At 62.4% G+C, this 15,371-nt stretch carries 12 protein-coding genes; all 12 read right to left on the bottom strand.

Translation table 11 applies throughout. The annotated features are described in order from the left end of the window. Nucleotides 1-65: 65 nt before the first annotated feature. Nucleotides 66-875, bottom strand: coding sequence for an NAD-dependent epimerase/dehydratase family protein (locus BTW07_RS04925; protein WP_075569054.1), 810 nt, complete (start codon nucleotides 873-875; stop codon nucleotides 66-68). Between the two features lie 94 nt (nucleotides 876-969). Continuing rightward, a complete protein-coding gene (locus tag BTW07_RS04920) occupies nucleotides 970-2,250 on the bottom strand; it encodes a TRAP transporter large permease (protein ID WP_075569053.1) in 1,281 nt (426 codons plus the stop codon). 4 nt (nucleotides 2,251-2,254) lie between these two features. Beyond that, a complete protein-coding gene (locus tag BTW07_RS04915) occupies nucleotides 2,255-2,776 on the bottom strand; it encodes a TRAP transporter small permease (RefSeq protein ID WP_075569052.1) in 522 nt (173 codons plus the stop codon). 74 nt (nucleotides 2,777-2,850) lie between these two features. Then, the gene (locus tag BTW07_RS04910; protein WP_075569051.1) at nucleotides 2,851-3,852 is read right to left on the bottom strand and encodes a TRAP transporter substrate-binding protein; all 1,002 of its coding nucleotides are present in this window, start codon (nucleotides 3,850-3,852) and stop codon (nucleotides 2,851-2,853) included. Between the two features lie 478 nt (nucleotides 3,853-4,330). After that, nucleotides 4,331-6,262, bottom strand: a complete 1,932-nt coding sequence (locus BTW07_RS04905; RefSeq protein WP_144076826.1) for a GGDEF domain-containing protein — start codon at nucleotides 6,260-6,262, stop codon at nucleotides 4,331-4,333. Between the two features lie 235 nt (nucleotides 6,263-6,497). Continuing rightward, complete coding sequence (locus BTW07_RS04900; RefSeq protein ID WP_075569049.1) at nucleotides 6,498-7,826, bottom strand: enolase C-terminal domain-like protein; 1,329 nt, start codon at nucleotides 7,824-7,826, stop codon at nucleotides 6,498-6,500. A gap of 188 nt (nucleotides 7,827-8,014) precedes the next feature. Next, nucleotides 8,015-9,145, bottom strand: a complete 1,131-nt coding sequence (locus BTW07_RS04895; RefSeq protein ID WP_075569048.1) for an L-talarate/galactarate dehydratase — start codon at nucleotides 9,143-9,145, stop codon at nucleotides 8,015-8,017. Nucleotides 9,146-9,359: 214 nt separating this feature from the next. After that, a complete protein-coding gene (locus tag BTW07_RS04890; RefSeq protein ID WP_075569047.1) occupies nucleotides 9,360-10,391 on the bottom strand; it encodes a LacI family DNA-binding transcriptional regulator in 1,032 nt (343 codons plus the stop codon). Between the two features lie 194 nt (nucleotides 10,392-10,585). Beyond that, a complete protein-coding gene (gene sixA / locus BTW07_RS04885; RefSeq protein ID WP_075569046.1) occupies nucleotides 10,586-11,050 on the bottom strand; it encodes a phosphohistidine phosphatase SixA in 465 nt (154 codons plus the stop codon). After that, nucleotides 11,050-12,099 (bottom strand): NAD(P)H-dependent glycerol-3-phosphate dehydrogenase, encoded by a 1,050-nt coding sequence (locus BTW07_RS04880; RefSeq protein WP_075569045.1) that lies wholly within the window; start codon nucleotides 12,097-12,099, stop codon nucleotides 11,050-11,052. Before BTW07_RS04880 ends, sixA begins: the two co-directional genes overlap by 1 nt. Nucleotides 12,100-12,273: 174 nt before the next feature. Next, nucleotides 12,274-13,716 (bottom strand): NAD(P)(+) transhydrogenase (Re/Si-specific) subunit beta, encoded by a 1,443-nt coding sequence (locus BTW07_RS04875; protein ID WP_075569044.1) that lies wholly within the window; start codon nucleotides 13,714-13,716, stop codon nucleotides 12,274-12,276. A 16-nt stretch (nucleotides 13,717-13,732) separates the two neighbouring features. Further along, nucleotides 13,733-15,304, bottom strand: a complete 1,572-nt coding sequence (locus BTW07_RS04870) for a Re/Si-specific NAD(P)(+) transhydrogenase subunit alpha (protein ID WP_075569043.1) — start codon at nucleotides 15,302-15,304, stop codon at nucleotides 13,733-13,735. Nucleotides 15,305-15,371: the final 67 nt, after the last annotated feature.

The raw sequence follows: 15,371 nt of genomic DNA, 5'->3' as shown, positions 1-15,371 counted from the left end.
TGCGGTCGGTACTGTCTGACGTTCGAGACTGCCAGCATAACAGGTCGACCGCGCCCAGCCCTGGGTCACGCTTCGTCGTCGGGATGCCCCAGTGTCACGAACTTGCCACCCTGATAGACGACTGCCGGATCCATCGGATCCTGAGGAGCCTTTGCGGCTTCGGCCTCGACTTCGTTACGCCACGGCGCCGAGCTCTCCTGCGGCGCCCAGCCCAGGAATCGGGCATGACGATTGTCCCACCACTGCTCGGCATTGTCGGAAACGCCGTAGATCACGGTATAGCCCAGCTTGGGCGCAACGAACGCTCGCTCCAGCAGTGCCATGAAATCCTTGACCCCCAGCCACGTCGCCAGCATGCGGGTATCCTTGGGCTTGGGAAAGCAGGAGCCGATCCGCACGCTGAGCGTCTCGATGCCGAACTTGTCGAAATAGAGGCTCGCCAGATCCTCGCCGAAGCATTTGGAAACGCCATAGAGCGAATCCGGTCGACGCGGCACCTGACTGTCGATTCGTGTCGAGCGCTCGTAGAATCCGATGGTGTGGTTAGAGCTGGCAAACACGATTCGGGGCTTGCCCTGCTTGCGAGCCGCCTCGTAAAGATTGTAGGCCCCGATGATGTTGGCCTGCAGAATGCCTTCCCACGGCTTCTCCACCGAGATGCCTCCCAGATGGACGACGCCGTCACAGTCGCTGACGAGCTTTTCCACCGCCGCCGCATCGGCCAGATCGCAGCCGATGAACTCCTCGTGCTTCTCGACGTCGTCGATCGCATCGATGTCGGACAGGCGCACCTGATGCGCCAGTTTCGAAAGATAGGGGCGAATGGCTCGACCGACGCCGCCGGCAGCGCCTGTGACCAGTAATCGATTCAGCACGTTGATCTCTCCTTGTCAGTTTGGACGGCCACGCGTCGATGGCCGGATGTCGAGATATCGGATGATGGGGAGGTCGAACCGCTCCGGTGGCGGATCATTGAAGCAGCTCGGGCAAGGTCAGGGAGATGGCCGGTACATAGGTAACCAGCATCAGTACCACGAACAGCGCCAGATAGAATGGCCAGATGGTCTTGACGGTCTGCTCGATCTTGATCCCGCCGATCGCGCTGCCGACGAACAGACACCCGCCAACCGGTGGCGTGCACAGGCCAATGCCCAGGTTCATCATCATCAGGATGCCGAACTGGATGGGATCCATGCCGAACTGTTGCGCGACCGGCAGGAAGATCGGTGTACAGATCAGGATCAGCGGCGCCATATCCATGATCATGCCGAGCGCCAGCAGCAGCAGATTGAGCATCAGCAGCACGACGATGGGATTGTCGGAGAACGATGTCAGCGCATTGGCCAGGATCTCCGGCACGTTGTAGAGCGCCAGCAGATAGGAAAACGCCGAGGCACAGCCGACCAGAATCATGACCAACGCCGTCGTCTTGACCGCCTGGTAGACCGCTTTCTTGAACGAGGCCCAGCGAAGCTCGCGATAGACGAGCCCGGTAATCACGATGGCATAGATGGCGCCGAACGCACCGGATTCAGTCACCGTGAGGATGCCCGAGAGCACACCGCCGACGATGATCACCGCCGTCAGCAGCCCCGGCAGGGACGCGACGAAACTGATCAACAGCGCATACCAGCCCGGGAAGGGCTCGCCGCCATAGCCGCGCTTGACCGCCACCAGGTAAGCCGCCACGGCCAGCGCGACACACATCAGAATGCCGGGGACGATGCCCGCCACGAAAAGCTGGGTCACCGAAATCCCGCCGCCGGCCGCCACCGCATAGAGAATCATGTTGTGGCTGGGCGGAATCACCACGCCGGCAATGGAAGATGTCACCGTCACGTTGACCGCGTAGTCGGTGTCGTAGCCTTTCTCCTTCATCACCGGAATCAGAATCGAGCCCAGCGCAGAGGTGTCGGCGACGGCGGACCCGGAGATGCCGCCGAACAGCATCGAGGAAGTCACGTTGACCATGCCCAGGCCACCCCGGACACGTCCGACGGCTGCCGAAGCAAAGCGTACCAGACGGGTGGAAATCCCGCCGTGCAGCATCAGTTCACCGGCAAAGATGAAAAACGGAATCGCCAGCAACGAGAACACCGAAATGCCGGAAACGATTCGCTGGAATCCCACGAACAGCGGCAATCCCTCGTAGAGGAACGTCACGATAGACGCCAGACCCACCGCAAACGCGATCGGCGCGCCTACGATCAGTCCGAGAAGAAAGACGCCGAAAAGAATGGCTAGTCCCATGATGTCAGCTCCCTGCCCGGCCGGTTCGCGTGATGCGTTGAATGAGATTGGCCCCGGTGAAGATCACCAGGAGCACGCCACAAGCGACCAGAGGCGCAGCCCGCCAGCTCTCGGACAGCCCGATCATCGGGATCGGCCGGCCGGCGTTGCTGATCATCATCAGCCACCCCTGCCACGCCATGAAGCCGCCGAAAAGCAGTACGAATCCATCGGAGATGGCGTGCATGATCGCCCGCGGAATTCGCGGCGCGCCTTCGCGCAGGAAATCGATACTCAGGTGGGAGTTGAAGCGAACCCCGGCACCGGCACCGAGGCAGGTGATATAGACCACGATCAACAGCGAGGATTGCTCGATCCAGGTCGGCGTATCGTTGAGCACGTAGCGGCCGAATACTAACCAGCCGAACGAGAAAATCAGGAACACTAACAGTACGCCAGCGACGATCAGGCATAAACGCGCCAAACCGTCCAGCACCCTGTCTGACGTCGTGTCAGGATTGGTGGCCGAATCCGGGACGTTATCCACGATGGTTTTCCCTAGTTGATATCGAAGACAAAAGACGAGCCCCTGGCATCAGGGGCTCGTCATGCTTGGCGGGCTTACTGGGTATTGCGGATATCGTCGATCAACGATTCCAGGTCCGGATGTTCCTGGATGAAGGCCTGGTAGATCGGCTCCATCCGCTTCTGGAACGCCGCCTTGTCCTCTACCACGTTGACCTCGACGCCAGCCGCCTCGACTTTCTCGCGGCTTTTCTCTGCCCCTTCTTCCCACAGCTCGCGCTGTTTCTTGGCCGCGTCTTCTGCCGCCGTGCGCACGATCGACTTGTCCTCGTCGGAGAGCGCGTTCCAGCTGGATTTCGCGACACAGAGACATTCGGGAATGATCAGGTGGCCGGTTTCGGAGAAGTACTTGGCAACCTCATAGTGGTTGCTGGATTCGAATGACGGGAAGTTGTTCTCCGCACCGTCGATGACCCCGGTCTTCAAGGACTGGAACACTTCGCCGTAGGACATTGGCGTCGCATTGCCGCCCAGCGCATCGACCATATCCACGTAAAGATCGTTGTTCATCACTCGAAGCTTGAGGCCCTTGACGTCGTCAGGCTCTTTGATCGCATGATCGGTATTGTAGAAACTGCGAGCCCCCGAACCGAACCAGGACAGCGCGATCAGGTCCTTTTCGGCCAGCGCATCCGCGAAGCGCTTGCCGATATCACCATCCATGACGCGATACATCTGATCGACGCTGGTGAACAGAAATGGCAGCGACAGCACGTCGGTTTCAGGCACGATCGGCCCCATCGGCCCCATGTTGAAATTACCGAAATCCAGGGCGCCGCTGCGAGTCTGATCGATGGCATCGGGCTGGTCGCCCAGCACCGCGTTGTTATAGATCCGCGGGTTGATTCTGCCGTCCGTCTTCTCGGAAACTTCCTCGTCGAAAAATTTCAACGCCACCGAATTGGGGTAGCCATCCGGATGAACGTTCCATCCCCGCCAGTCTTCCGCATGGGCGGGAAAGGCCGCGACCGATAACGCTCCAGCGACAGCTACAGCGGGTAAAGAGGCGGAAACATGATCCCAGAAACGTTGTGCCATCGTAGGGCTCCCTCGCTCGACTGAAGCGAATTGTGATTGTCGAAACGTAGGATGCCATACATCATACTTGCTCAATATTAGACTTTGGAATCGACGCCGAGCGCCGTTCATGCGAGCCAGAAGCGTATTCGTTGTCGACTTGAGATATTGATAAAACAATGAAACAGCACTTGATAATTCGTAGATCCAGAGCCACCCAGTTACGTTGTGCGATCTCCAACCGCTAGCCTGGGACGTTGACTTCAAAACAAAAAAAAGCAGCATCCTGAGATGCTGCCTGGCGCCACAGTAAATACGGATAACGCGACCCGCAACTGCATGCGCCCGTCAGCGCACCCGTGCCGGGTATTTTTTTCGCCTGCGCTTTTGTACTCTCGCGCGACTTCTACTCGAGCACCACGCCTTCTCTACTCGCTACTCGCGCGCCCTCCTACTCGAGCGCATGCTGGTATCGCGCGCGTTCTGGTGTCGCGCGCGTCTAGGGCTTCTTTTCCGCCGACGTCTCCTCCCGCGTTTTCTCCTGCCGGCTATCCTGCCCCATCTGCGCGTGCGAATGCTGCGGATCTCCGCTCACCCCATAGCGCTCGTCGCAGTCGGCATCCTGCCCGGCATCTTGCGTCTGCAGGCAAGGCTCGGCTGACGCCGAATAGATCGCCACCGTACTGCGCCCGCCGCGCTTGGCGCAGTAGAGCGCTTCGTCGGCCAGTCGCAGCAGGCCGTCGGGGCTTGCACTGTGCACCGGGTAGCTGGCGATACCAGCCGAGAAGGTGATATGGCCCAGACACATTTCGCCGCGCTTGAGCGGCTTCGCACAGAGCCGCCCCAGCAGACGCTCCAGACGCTCGGCCAGCACCGCCGGCGAGGCGTGGGAGAGCAGCGCGAACTCCTCGCCACCCAGGCGGCAGACGCTCTCGCCGATATGCTGGTGAGACTTGAGCAGCCCGGCCAGGGTCACCAGCACGCTATCTCCGGCATCGTGCCCGAAGCGGTCGTTGACGCGCTTGAAGTGGTCGAGATCGAGAATCGCCAGCGTCAGAAACTCGCCACGTGACTCCCCCCGCCGGCACGCCTGGGCGTAGGCCGCGTCGAAGTGACGCCGGTTGTAGAGCCCGGTCAAGGCGTCGCGATAGGACAACCCTTCGAGCTCCTCGACCAGTTGCGCCAGCTCCGCGGTACGCAGCGCCACCTGCTGTTCCAGCGTCTCATGGGAGCGTGCCAGTTCGCGGTGAATACGATGGTAGCGGTGCAGCGAAATCGCCACGCAGGAGAGTGAGAAGGCCAGCGAGCCGAAGCTCAGCGGTATCGGTTGCCACGGGATGAAGCCATGCGCCACCAGAATATCGGCCAGCAGCAGCGGCGCAAACACCGCAAAGCACAGCACCACGGTACGCTGTGTGCCATCCAGCGCGCGCCATTGCCATAGCGCCAGCACCAGCATGGCCGGCAGTGTTGCCACCAGCAGTCCGTCGAAAATGGGAAAGGTCAGCGACAGATTGACCACGCCGCCCTGAACCAGTCCCATCACCAGCACCACGTAGCCGAGATGCAGCGCCCACAGCCGCTGCATCCAGCGCCTCGCGCTGCCCTTGAGCCAGTGGGCCAGGATCAGCGCGGTCGCCACCGGCAGCATGTAGTAGCTGCATGCCCTGACCAGATCCCATCCCAGCGGATTGCCGGCGATCAATTGCCGCGCTGGCGCTTCGGCCAGCAGCATCAGCCCCGAGGCGCCGGCGAACAGCGCAATGGCTCCGAAGCTGCGCCGCTCGACACCGCTGGCGGCGAAGATCGCGGCGAATACCGAAAGCGCCAGGGCCAGCGCGCTCACCGCCACGTCCCAGGCCGAGCGCCGAATGATCTGGCGATAGGCCTCCCCGCGCTCCATCAGGCGCACCTGACCCCATAGACCAATGCTGGTGTAGTCAGAGAAGACGCGCAGGCAGAGGGTCTTCCCGGCGAAGTCGCGGGGCAACGCGATCATGTGCCAGGGCCAGCCGGCAAAGGTGATCTTGCCGCCATCGTCGAAGTCGCCGTGCTGGTAGATGAGCCGGTCGCCGAGGTAGACCTGCGCGATCAGATCGATACTGGAGAGGAACAGCACCGGATCGTGCCATTGATTGTCCGGCAGGCGCAGGCGAAACCACACCTTGTCGCGACCGTTACGCTCCGGAGGGGTGGCGGGAAAAGCAATCGGCTGCCAGCCAGGGCCAGCGGCATTCAGCCAGAGCGGCAGCCCGGCGGTATCCAGCGGTGAATCGCCCCAGCGGTACTCCCAACCGCTGGGTTCGACGCTCGGTATCTCGCCATCGGGCTCGCGCGTGGCCCAGCCCCAGGCCACGAACATGCCGGTCAACAATACGCACAGGCCGGTCACAGTGCCGATCACGCGCATGATGAGCCCCCCCTCGCTCAAGGAAGCTCATAGTGTCATGAAACCAAGCGTCAAGATAAGTATCCAAATGTAATTTAGCCACTTCCTCGCTTCTCCTTGGCTTCCTACTCTGACGCCTTTGGCCCGACACCTCCCGGCCCTGCGGGGCGCCCTGCCCTGCGGAAGAACCTAGCTCGCCTGACGCCCGCCTCCGGTTCTTCCCCGGTCACCCAAGCCTCGCGGCCGGTTCAGGTCCCACCGCGCCGTCATGGCGGGCTCAGCGCACCAGCGCCGGACGTTTCGGATCGAACGACCAACCGTCGATCAGGTACTGCATGGCCATGGCATCGTTACGGCTTCGCACGTCGAGCGACTTGTAGAGCGCATGAGCCTGCGCCACCTGAGCCATATCGAGCTTGATCCCTAGGCCCGGCGTCTTGGGTACGCTCAACTTGCCACCACGGATCGTGTACGGCTCTTCGGTCAGTCGCTGACCGTCCTGCCAGATCCAGTGCGTATCAATGGCGGTAATGTTGCCGGGACACGCCGCCGCCACGTGCGTCATCATCGCCAGGGATACATCGAAGTGGTTGTTGGAGTGCGAGCCCCAGGTCATTCCCCACTCGTCGCACAGCTCACCGACCATCACCGCACCCTGCATGGTCCAGAAATGGCAATCCGCCAGCGGGATATCGACGGCATTGAGCGCCACCGCGTATTGCAGCTGCTTGAAATCGGTGGCGATCATGTTGGTTGCCGTCGGCAGTCCGGTCCGCTTCTTGAACTCGGCCATCACCTCGCGCCCGGACCAGCTCTCTTCCTGCCCGCACGGATCCTCGGCGTAGCTGAGAAGATGCTTGATCGGATCGAGAATCCTGACCGCCTCGTCGAGTTTCCACGCGCCATTGGGATCCAGCGTCAGCCGTGCCTCGGGGAAGGCGTCATGCAGTGCTCGGATGCAGTCGGCCTCATCCTCGCCGCGCAGCACGCCGCCCTTGAGCTTGAAGTCCTTGAAGCCGTAGCGTTCATAGGCCGCCTTGGCCAGATTGGCTACCGACTCCGGAGTCAGGGCTTCCTTGCGGCGGACGTCGTCCCAGGCGTCCACCGGATCTTGAGCCTTGGGATACGGCAGATCGGTCTTGTCGGGATCCCCGAGCAGGAACAGATACCCCAGCGCTTCGACTTCATCGCGCTGGCGACCAAAACGTCCCAACAGGTCGGCTACCGGCTGGCCCACCGCCTGACCGTAGAGATCGAACAGCGCCGACTCGATGGCGGTCAAGACGTGAACCGCGACACGCAGGTCGAAGGTCTGCCGTCCTCGCTCCTCGCGTCCGTTACTGGCCAGCAGCAAGCGGGCGCGGTTGAGCGTCTGCTTGACCTCGTTGATCCTGGCACCTTCGACGAGCGAACGGCACTGTTCGAGACCCTTCAGAATCCCCTCGCTGGAGGGAATCTCGCCAACGCCCTGGTTACCTGCATCGTCTTCGAGAATCAGCAGACAGCGAATGAACCATGGCGCATGGCCACCGCTCAGGTTAAGCAGAAAGCTGTCGTAACCCGCGACCGGCATGACGGTCATTTTGGTCACTTTGGGAAAACTCATATCGCACTCCTCGTACAACAAACTGTCGGGAATTACCCAGCCGATTCCGTATAAAGTTGCCGAGCGATGATCAGACAAGCAAAGACCGACGCGCAAGACGGACCGGGCTGGCGCACCAGTTCACGTGCGTGCCAATGAGGTCTTTCGCGTCGACTTCTAACGCCGCATGACCGAGCGCAGGCACTTTTTCAGCCGCGCTTGCCGAATTCGGCGCTGTCCACGGTCCACTTGCGCGCCTGCTCGGTCAGCGTAATACCCAGGCCCGGACGATCCGGCACGACCATGCGGCCGTCGCGAGTTTCCAGCCGCTCGTTGAACAACGGCTCCAACCAGTCGAAGTGCTCGACCCACGGCTCGGCCGGATAGGCGGCGGCCAGATGCAGGTGAATTTCCATCGCGAAGTGCGGCGCCAGCTGCAGGCCGGCGGCATCGGCCAGCGTCGCCAGCTTCAGGAACTGGGTAATCCCGCCGATACGCGGCGCATCCGGCTGAATGATATCGGCACTGCGGTGCTTGATCAGCTCCATATGCTCGCCCACGCTCGCCAGCATCTCGCCGGTCGCGATCGGGGTATCAAGCGCGGCGGCCAACGCGGCATGCCCCTCGACGTCGTAGGCGTCCAGCGGCTCCTCGATCCACACCAGGTTGTACTGTTCCATGACGCGACCGAAGCGAAGCGCCGTCGCGCGATCCCACTGCTGGTTGGCATCGATCATCAGTGGCACATCGTCACCGAGATGCTTGCGCACGGCTTCGACACGCTGGAGATCGATCCGCATGTCGGGCTGACCCACCTTGATCTTGACGCCCTTGATGCCGTTCTCCAGCGATCGCGTTGCGTTCTCCTTGACCTCTTCGATCGGCGTATGCAGGAAGCCGCCGGAAGTGTTGTAGCACTGCACGGAGTCGCGATGCGCGCCCAGCAGCTTGGCCAGCGGCAACCCGGCTCGTTTGGCCTTGAGGTCCCATAACCCGACATCGACCGCGGCGATGGCCTGCGTCGAGAGACCGCTCCGCCCCACCGAGGCCCCGGCCCAGACCAGTTTCTGCCACAGTTTGCCGGTGTCGTTGGGATCCTCGCCCAGAATTGCCGGGGCAATCTCCTTGGCGTGGGCGAACTGGCCATAACCGCCGGCACGCTTGGAGTAGCTGAAACCGATGCCTTGATGACCATCACGTGTTTCGATCTCGGTGAACAGGAACGAAACTTCGGTCATCGGCTTCTGACGCCCGGTCAGCACCTTGGCGTCACTGATGGGCGTCGCCAGCGGCAACAGCACGTGAGAAAAACGGATCCAGCTGATGGCGTCGTTAGACATCGGACTACCTCATGGGTGTGGCGGAGAGGCTCCTCTCCCGAGTGACCCGGCACCCTGATGATTGCGCTATCAATCACGGTGTCGAGCAGCGAATGCCAGGAATGTTAGCGCAATCAATTTGTATGACAAAGCATCTGCCACCGAATTACGACCAAAGGATGACGGCGCTTCATCGCGCCACCGACGGATGCACCAACGCGATTCGGATGCTCGTTCAGGTAGTGTCTCGATCGATGATCTCGAAGCCGATGTCCAGCGTTTGCCCCGCCCGCTGAAAGGCCGGCAGCGCCATGCGCTGTAGCAGATGCTCGGCCGCACGCAGACCGATGGCAGCCCCATCGATACGGACGGTACTCAACGCGGGAAAGCTGGCAGCGGCATAGCTGCTGTCGCCGAACCCCATGATTGCCAGCTGCCCGGGCACCGATAACCCCCGACTCTGCGCTTCCGCCAGCACGCCCAGGGCGAGAATGTCCGAGCTGCAGACGATGGCATCCAGCGAATGCTGATCCAGCAGTTCGGCGCTCTTCTCCCGCCCCCAGGGCATGCTCGAGGGCGTACCGACCTCTCGCAGCTGATACTCCCCTGCCCCCGCCTGCTCCAGTGCCGAGACGAAACCGACGGCACGCCGTTTGGCGCGAGAATCATCGGCGCTGATGAGCCCGAAGCGACGACAGCCCCGCGCCAGCAGATGCTCGGCCACGGCGCGTCCCACCGCCTCGTGGGAGAAGCCGACCAGCATGTCCAGCGGATCATCGGTCATGTCCCAGATTTCGACCAGCGGCACCTGGGCAGACTTGAGTCGTTGGCGCGTCAGTGCGGAGTGGCGACAGCCGGTCAGCACGATCCCGTCAGGGCGGCGGCTCAGCACGGTCTCGAGAATCGTCTCTTCCTGTTCCGGCGTATAGCCGACCAGACCCAGCAACACCTGGTAGCCCTGAGGCGCCAGAGCGCCCATTACCGTCTGCACGACCTCGGCAAACAGCGAGTGCGCGACCGTCGGCACCAGCAGCGCCACCAGCCGACTCCGGCTCGAAGCCAGGGCACCGGCGACCCGATTGGGTACGTAGCCGGTCTCCAGCACCGCCCGTTGCACTCGCAGCCGCGTACCTTCGCTGACCAGTTCGGGCCGATTGAGTGCCCGTGACACGGTCATCGGTGCGACGCCCGCGACTCGAGCCACATCGGTCAATCGCGCGCTCCCGGTCGAACGCGAGGAGCGCGGCTTGTCGTCACTATCATCCATAGTGATGATTACCCATCCGACCGTTGGTGGTGATTGTCAGCCGACGTCCCATCGACACCCAGTCAGGTGTTCGACGCGAAGCATTCGGCATTTTTTGCCGCCGACTTGCGACCAAAGTTGATAGCGCAAACATCCCGCACTACTGCGTTACCATGCTCCCGACCCGCTTTACCGTTCGCGCTGGCAGTCCCGCATCAGGAGGGCGAAACGAAAGCCCTCAACGACGCGCATCCGGCGGCCCAGACATCGGCTTCCAGCAATGCGATACCCGCCGTAGGGAACATTGCCCCCGAGTGGGAGGCGCCTTCGGTAAGGCGCCCGGTGAGCAGACCGACCAGCGGCATATGGCTGACGAGGATCAGTGGCCGCGAAACGTCGAGCAGGGTCAGTCGTTCGACCAGCGCGCCGACATCGTCATCCGGCGTCACGCCTTCGACCGTTTCGATGTCGCCATCCACGGCATCGGCAATGGCCCGTGCGGTCTGCCGGGCCCGAAGATAGGGGCTCGACCATATCGTCGCGCCGGAGAGAGCTGGACGTGACGCCAGCCACTGGCCGGCTTGCAGGGCCTCCTGCTCCCCGCGCCGGGTCAGCTGACGGGCGGCATCCGGGCGCCCCTGCCCCGCTTCGCCATGCCTGACGACTGCAAGCCACCCCATCACTCGGAATCCGGCGCCAGTTCATGGGCCCGGGATACCGCTTCCCGCGACAGCATGAACTCGACGTCACTGCTCTGCTCGCTTTCCATCAGCGCCTTGGCCATGTCCTTGGCCGGAACGCCGCCGAACATGACCTGATAGAGCCCCTGGGCCAGCGGCATGTAGATATCTTCCCGGCGGGCCTTTTCGCACACCAGTTTGACCGTATTGACACCTTCCGCCACCTGCCCGAGCACTTCGATGGCCGATTCGAGATCGTGCCCCTGCCCCAGGGCGTAGCCGACACGGTAGTTACGCGAAAGCTCCGAGGAACAGGTGACGATCAGGTCGCCGACGCCGGAAAGCCCCAGGAACGTCATCGGATTGGCACCGAGAGCGACCGCGAACCGGCTCATTTCCGCCAGCGCCCGGGTCATCAGCATGCTGCGCGTATTCTCGCCCATGCCCAGTGCGGCCGCCATGCCGGCGGCGATGGCGTAAATGTTCTTGAGCGAGCCCCCCAGTTCGGCGCCATAGCGATCGTTGCCGGCATAGACGCGGAAATAACTGCACCCCAACGCCGCCTGGACATAGGCACGTGTCACCGGATCGTCGCTGGCGATCACCGTCGCGGTCAAATGCTTCTGGGCGATCTCGGCGGCGAGATTCGGGCCGGACAGCGCGCCGATGTGCGAAGAGCCTGTCTCTTCCTCGATCACCTGGCTCATCAGCTTGAAGCCATCGGCCTCGATACCCTTGGTCGTGCTGACAAGGATCTGCTCGGGTCGCAGATACGGCCGTACCTGCTGCAGCACGGTGCGGAACGCCTTGGAGGGGATGGCGATGAACACCACGGCGGCCTCGGTCACCGTCTCCGCCAGATCGGTGGATGCGACCACCGCCGGATTGATCGAGTAATCGGGCAGGTAGCGACCGTTGCGATGTTCGCGGTTGATCTGTTCGACCAGGGCTTCATCGCGCAACCACTGCCGAACGTCGGCGCCATTGTCGGCGGCGATGCTGGCAATGGCAGTACCGAAGCTACCCCCGCCGAGTACGGCGACCTGCATGCGTTCTTCTGACCCGTTCTTGCCTGACCCGTTTTTATCGGACCCGTTCCTATCAGACATGGTCGTTCCATTGACGATGAGCGTTAGCGACATTGTAACGAAAAAACGCCCCGAGACGGGGCGTTTAGTAGCATCGTTGTGACGAACCGGAGGGCCGCCGCGAGCCGAGCGTCATCAATCGATCATCGATACCAGCGAATCGATACTGGACCGAGCGTCGCCGTAGAGCATGCGGGTGTTGTCCTTGAAGCACAGCGGATTCTCGATACCGGAGTAACCGGTACCCTGTCCGCGCTTGCACACGAAAACCTGCTTCGATTCCCAGACCTTGAGCACCGGCATGCCGGCGATGGGGCTGTTGGGGTCTTCCTGCGCCGCAGGATTGACGATGTCGTTGGAACCGATGACGATCACCACGTCAGTGCTGGCGAAATCATCGTTGATCTCGTCCATTTCCAGCACGATGTCGTAAGGCACTCGCGCCTCGGCCAGCAGCACGTTCATGTGTCCCGGCAAACGGCCCGCCACCGGATGGATGCCGAACCGCACCTCCTTGCCGGCGTCGCGCAGTTTGCGCACCAGGTCGCTGACCGCATTCTGGGCCTGGGCCACGGCCATGCCGTAACCGGGCACAATGATGACGCTGTCGGCATCGTTGAGCGCGCTGGCGACCCCGCCGGCATCGATGGCGACCTGCTCGCCCTCGATCTCCGCCGCCGGCCCCTGCGGACCGCCGAATCCGCCCAGGATGACGCTGACGAAGTTGCGATTCATCGCCTTGCACATGATGTAGGAGAGAATCGCCCCGGAAGAGCCGACCAGCGCGCCGGTCACGATCAGCAGGTCATTGGAGAGCGTGAAACCGATCGCCGCAGCGGCCCAGCCCGAGTAGCTGTTGAGCATCGAGACCACTACCGGCATGTCGGCACCTCCGATGCCCATGATCAGATGCCAGCCAATGAAGAAAGCCAGCGCTGCCAGTATCACCAGCGTCCAGAAGCCGGCACCGTTGAAGTAGGCGATGGCCAGCACCAGGCACAGCCCGACCGCCGCGGCGTTCAACAGGTGCCCGCCGGGGAGCTTGTGCGGTTTGCCGCCGATCTTGCCGGCCAGTTTGCCGTACGCGACGACCGAGCCGGTAAAAGTCACGGCGCCGATGAACACGCCAAGCACCACTTCGCCCTGCAGGAAAGAGAGCTCCGCTGGGGTCTTGTGTGCCAGGGTCGAGGCAAAAGCCGACAGGCCATCGAAGGAGACGCCGGCTGCCCGAATCGCCATGACGCGAGCGCGCTCCAGCTCGGCATTCCAGCCGATGAAGACCGCGGCCAACCCGACGAAGCTATGCAGCGCTGCCACCAGTTGCGGCATTTCGGTCATTTCTACCTTGCGGGAGAGCCACGCGCCGATCAGCCCCCCGATCAGCATCATCGGGATCATCCAGCCGTAGCCGCCGATCTTCGGGCCCATGGCGGTGAAGATCACCGCGATCGCCATGCCGACGATGCCATACCAGACTGCCCGCTTGGCCTTCTCGTGGTTGCTCAATCCACCCAACGAGAGGATGAACAGGACACTCGCCGCGATCGCCGCGGCGGAAACGAACTCATGTTGCAACATATCGATTCTCCGCGGATCAGGATTTCTGGAACATGGCGAGCATGCGGCGAGTCACCAGGAAGCCGCCGACGATATTGATCGAGGCGATCAGCACCGACAGGCCTGCCAACAGCGCCACCAGCCAACTGCCGGAGCCGATCTGCAACACGGCGCCCAGAATCACGATGCCCGAAATGGCATTGGTCACCGCCATCAGTGGCGTGTGCAGCGAATGGCTGACGTTCCAGATCACCTGAAACCCGACGAAGCAGGCCAGGACGAAGACGATGAAGTGCTGCATGAACGATGCCGGCGCGACCAGTCCCAGCAGCCACATCAGCGCCCCCCCCGCCGCGAGAATGCCGATCTGGCGTTTGCTCTGGGCCAGGAAGGCAGCATGCTCGGCCGCCTTCTTCTCCTCCGGCGTCGGCTGTTTGACCTTCTCCTTGGGCTTGGCAGCCGCGATCGCCTTCACCTTGGGCGGCGGCGGCGGGAAGGTGATCTCGCCGGCATGGGTCACCGTCGCGCCGCGAATGACGTCGTCTTCCATGTCGTGAACGATCACGCCATCCTTCTCCGGCGTCAGATCGGTCAGCATGTGGCGAATATTGGTGGCGTAGAGCAGCGACGACTGTGTCGCCATGCGCGACGGAAAATCGGTGTAGCCGACCACGATCACCCCGTTGTCGGTGACGATGCGCTCATCCATCACGGTCAGATCACAGTTGCCGCCCTTTTCCGCTGCCAGGTCGACGATGACCGAGCCGGGCTTCATCCCCGCGACCATGTCCTCGAGCCACAGTTTCGGCGCGGGACGACCCGGGATCAGCGCGGTGGTGATGACGATATCCACCTCCGGGGCCTGCTCGCGGAACAGCGCCAGCTGTTTTTCGCGGAACTCGGGGCTCGAGGGGGCCGCGTAGCCGCCGCTGCCCGAGCCGTCCTGACTGTCCTCGAAATCGAGAAACAGAAACTCGGCCCCCATCGATTCGATCTGTTCCGCCACCTCCGGACGAACATCGAAGGCGCGAACCACGGCACCCAGACTGGTCGCGGTACCGATGGCCGCCAGTCCGGCAACGCCGGCACCGACGATCAGCACCTTGGCCGGCGGCACCTTGCCGGCCGCCGTCACCTGGCCGGTGAAGAAGCGTCCGAACTGATTGCCCGCTTCGATCACAGCACGATAACCGGCGATATTAGCGGTGCTGGAAAGCGCGTCCATCTTCTGGGCACGCGAGATACGCGGGACCATGTCCATGGCGACAACGGTCGCACCGGTCGCCCGACAGCGCTCCAGGTTCCCCTCGTTCTGTGCCGGCCAGAAGAAGCTGATCAGCGTCTGGCCTTTCCGCAGCTGTTCGATCTCCGCTTCGACCGGCTCCCGAACCTTGATCACGACGTCCGCTTCGCCCCACAGCGCCCTTGCTCCCTCGACGACGCTGACGCCGACGTCACGATAGGCGCTGTCGTCGAACCCGGCGAGTGCGCCGGCGCCGCTCTCGATCAGGCACTCATGCCCCAGCTTCTGTATCTGCTGCGCGCTTTCGGGCGTCAGCGCCACTCGCGCCTCTCCCCTGGCGAGCTCCTTCGGCGCCCCAATTTTCATTCGATATTCTCCTGGTGGTCAGCCATGCGTCGAGACTCCTTTCCGTCTGTCGATCAAGCGATCCATC

The organism is Salinicola socius (assembly GCF_001937195.1).
GTDB classification, from domain to species: Bacteria; Pseudomonadota; Gammaproteobacteria; order Pseudomonadales; family Halomonadaceae; genus Salinicola; species Salinicola socius.
This window is presented reverse-complemented; position numbering and strand designations above follow the sequence as displayed.

Bases quoted from the DNA above. Each gene is read 5' to 3' on its own strand.
- BTW07_RS04920 (WP_075569053.1), bottom strand. From the start codon at position 2,250: ATGGGACTAGCCATTCTTTTCGGCGTCTTTCTTCTCGGACTGATCGTA.
- BTW07_RS04910 (WP_075569051.1), bottom strand. From the start codon at position 3,852: ATGGCACAACGTTTCTGGGATCATGTTTCCGCCTCTTTACCCGCTGTA.
- BTW07_RS04900 (WP_075569049.1), bottom strand. From the start codon at position 7,826: ATGAGTTTTCCCAAAGTGACCAAAATGACCGTCATGCCGGTCGCGGGT.
- BTW07_RS04895 (WP_075569048.1), bottom strand. From the start codon at position 9,145: ATGTCTAACGACGCCATCAGCTGGATCCGTTTTTCTCACGTGCTGTTG.
- BTW07_RS04890 (WP_075569047.1), bottom strand. From the start codon at position 10,391: ATGGATGATAGTGACGACAAGCCGCGCTCCTCGCGTTCGACCGGGAGC.
- sixA (WP_075569046.1), bottom strand. From the start codon at position 11,050: ATGGGGTGGCTTGCAGTCGTCAGGCATGGCGAAGCGGGGCAGGGGCGC.
- BTW07_RS04880 (WP_075569045.1), bottom strand. From the start codon at position 12,099: ATGCAGGTCGCCGTACTCGGCGGGGGTAGCTTCGGTACTGCCATTGCC.
- BTW07_RS04875 (WP_075569044.1), bottom strand. From the start codon at position 13,716: ATGTTGCAACATGAGTTCGTTTCCGCCGCGGCGATCGCGGCGAGTGTC.
- BTW07_RS04870 (WP_075569043.1), bottom strand. From the start codon at position 15,304: ATGAAAATTGGGGCGCCGAAGGAGCTCGCCAGGGGAGAGGCGCGAGTG.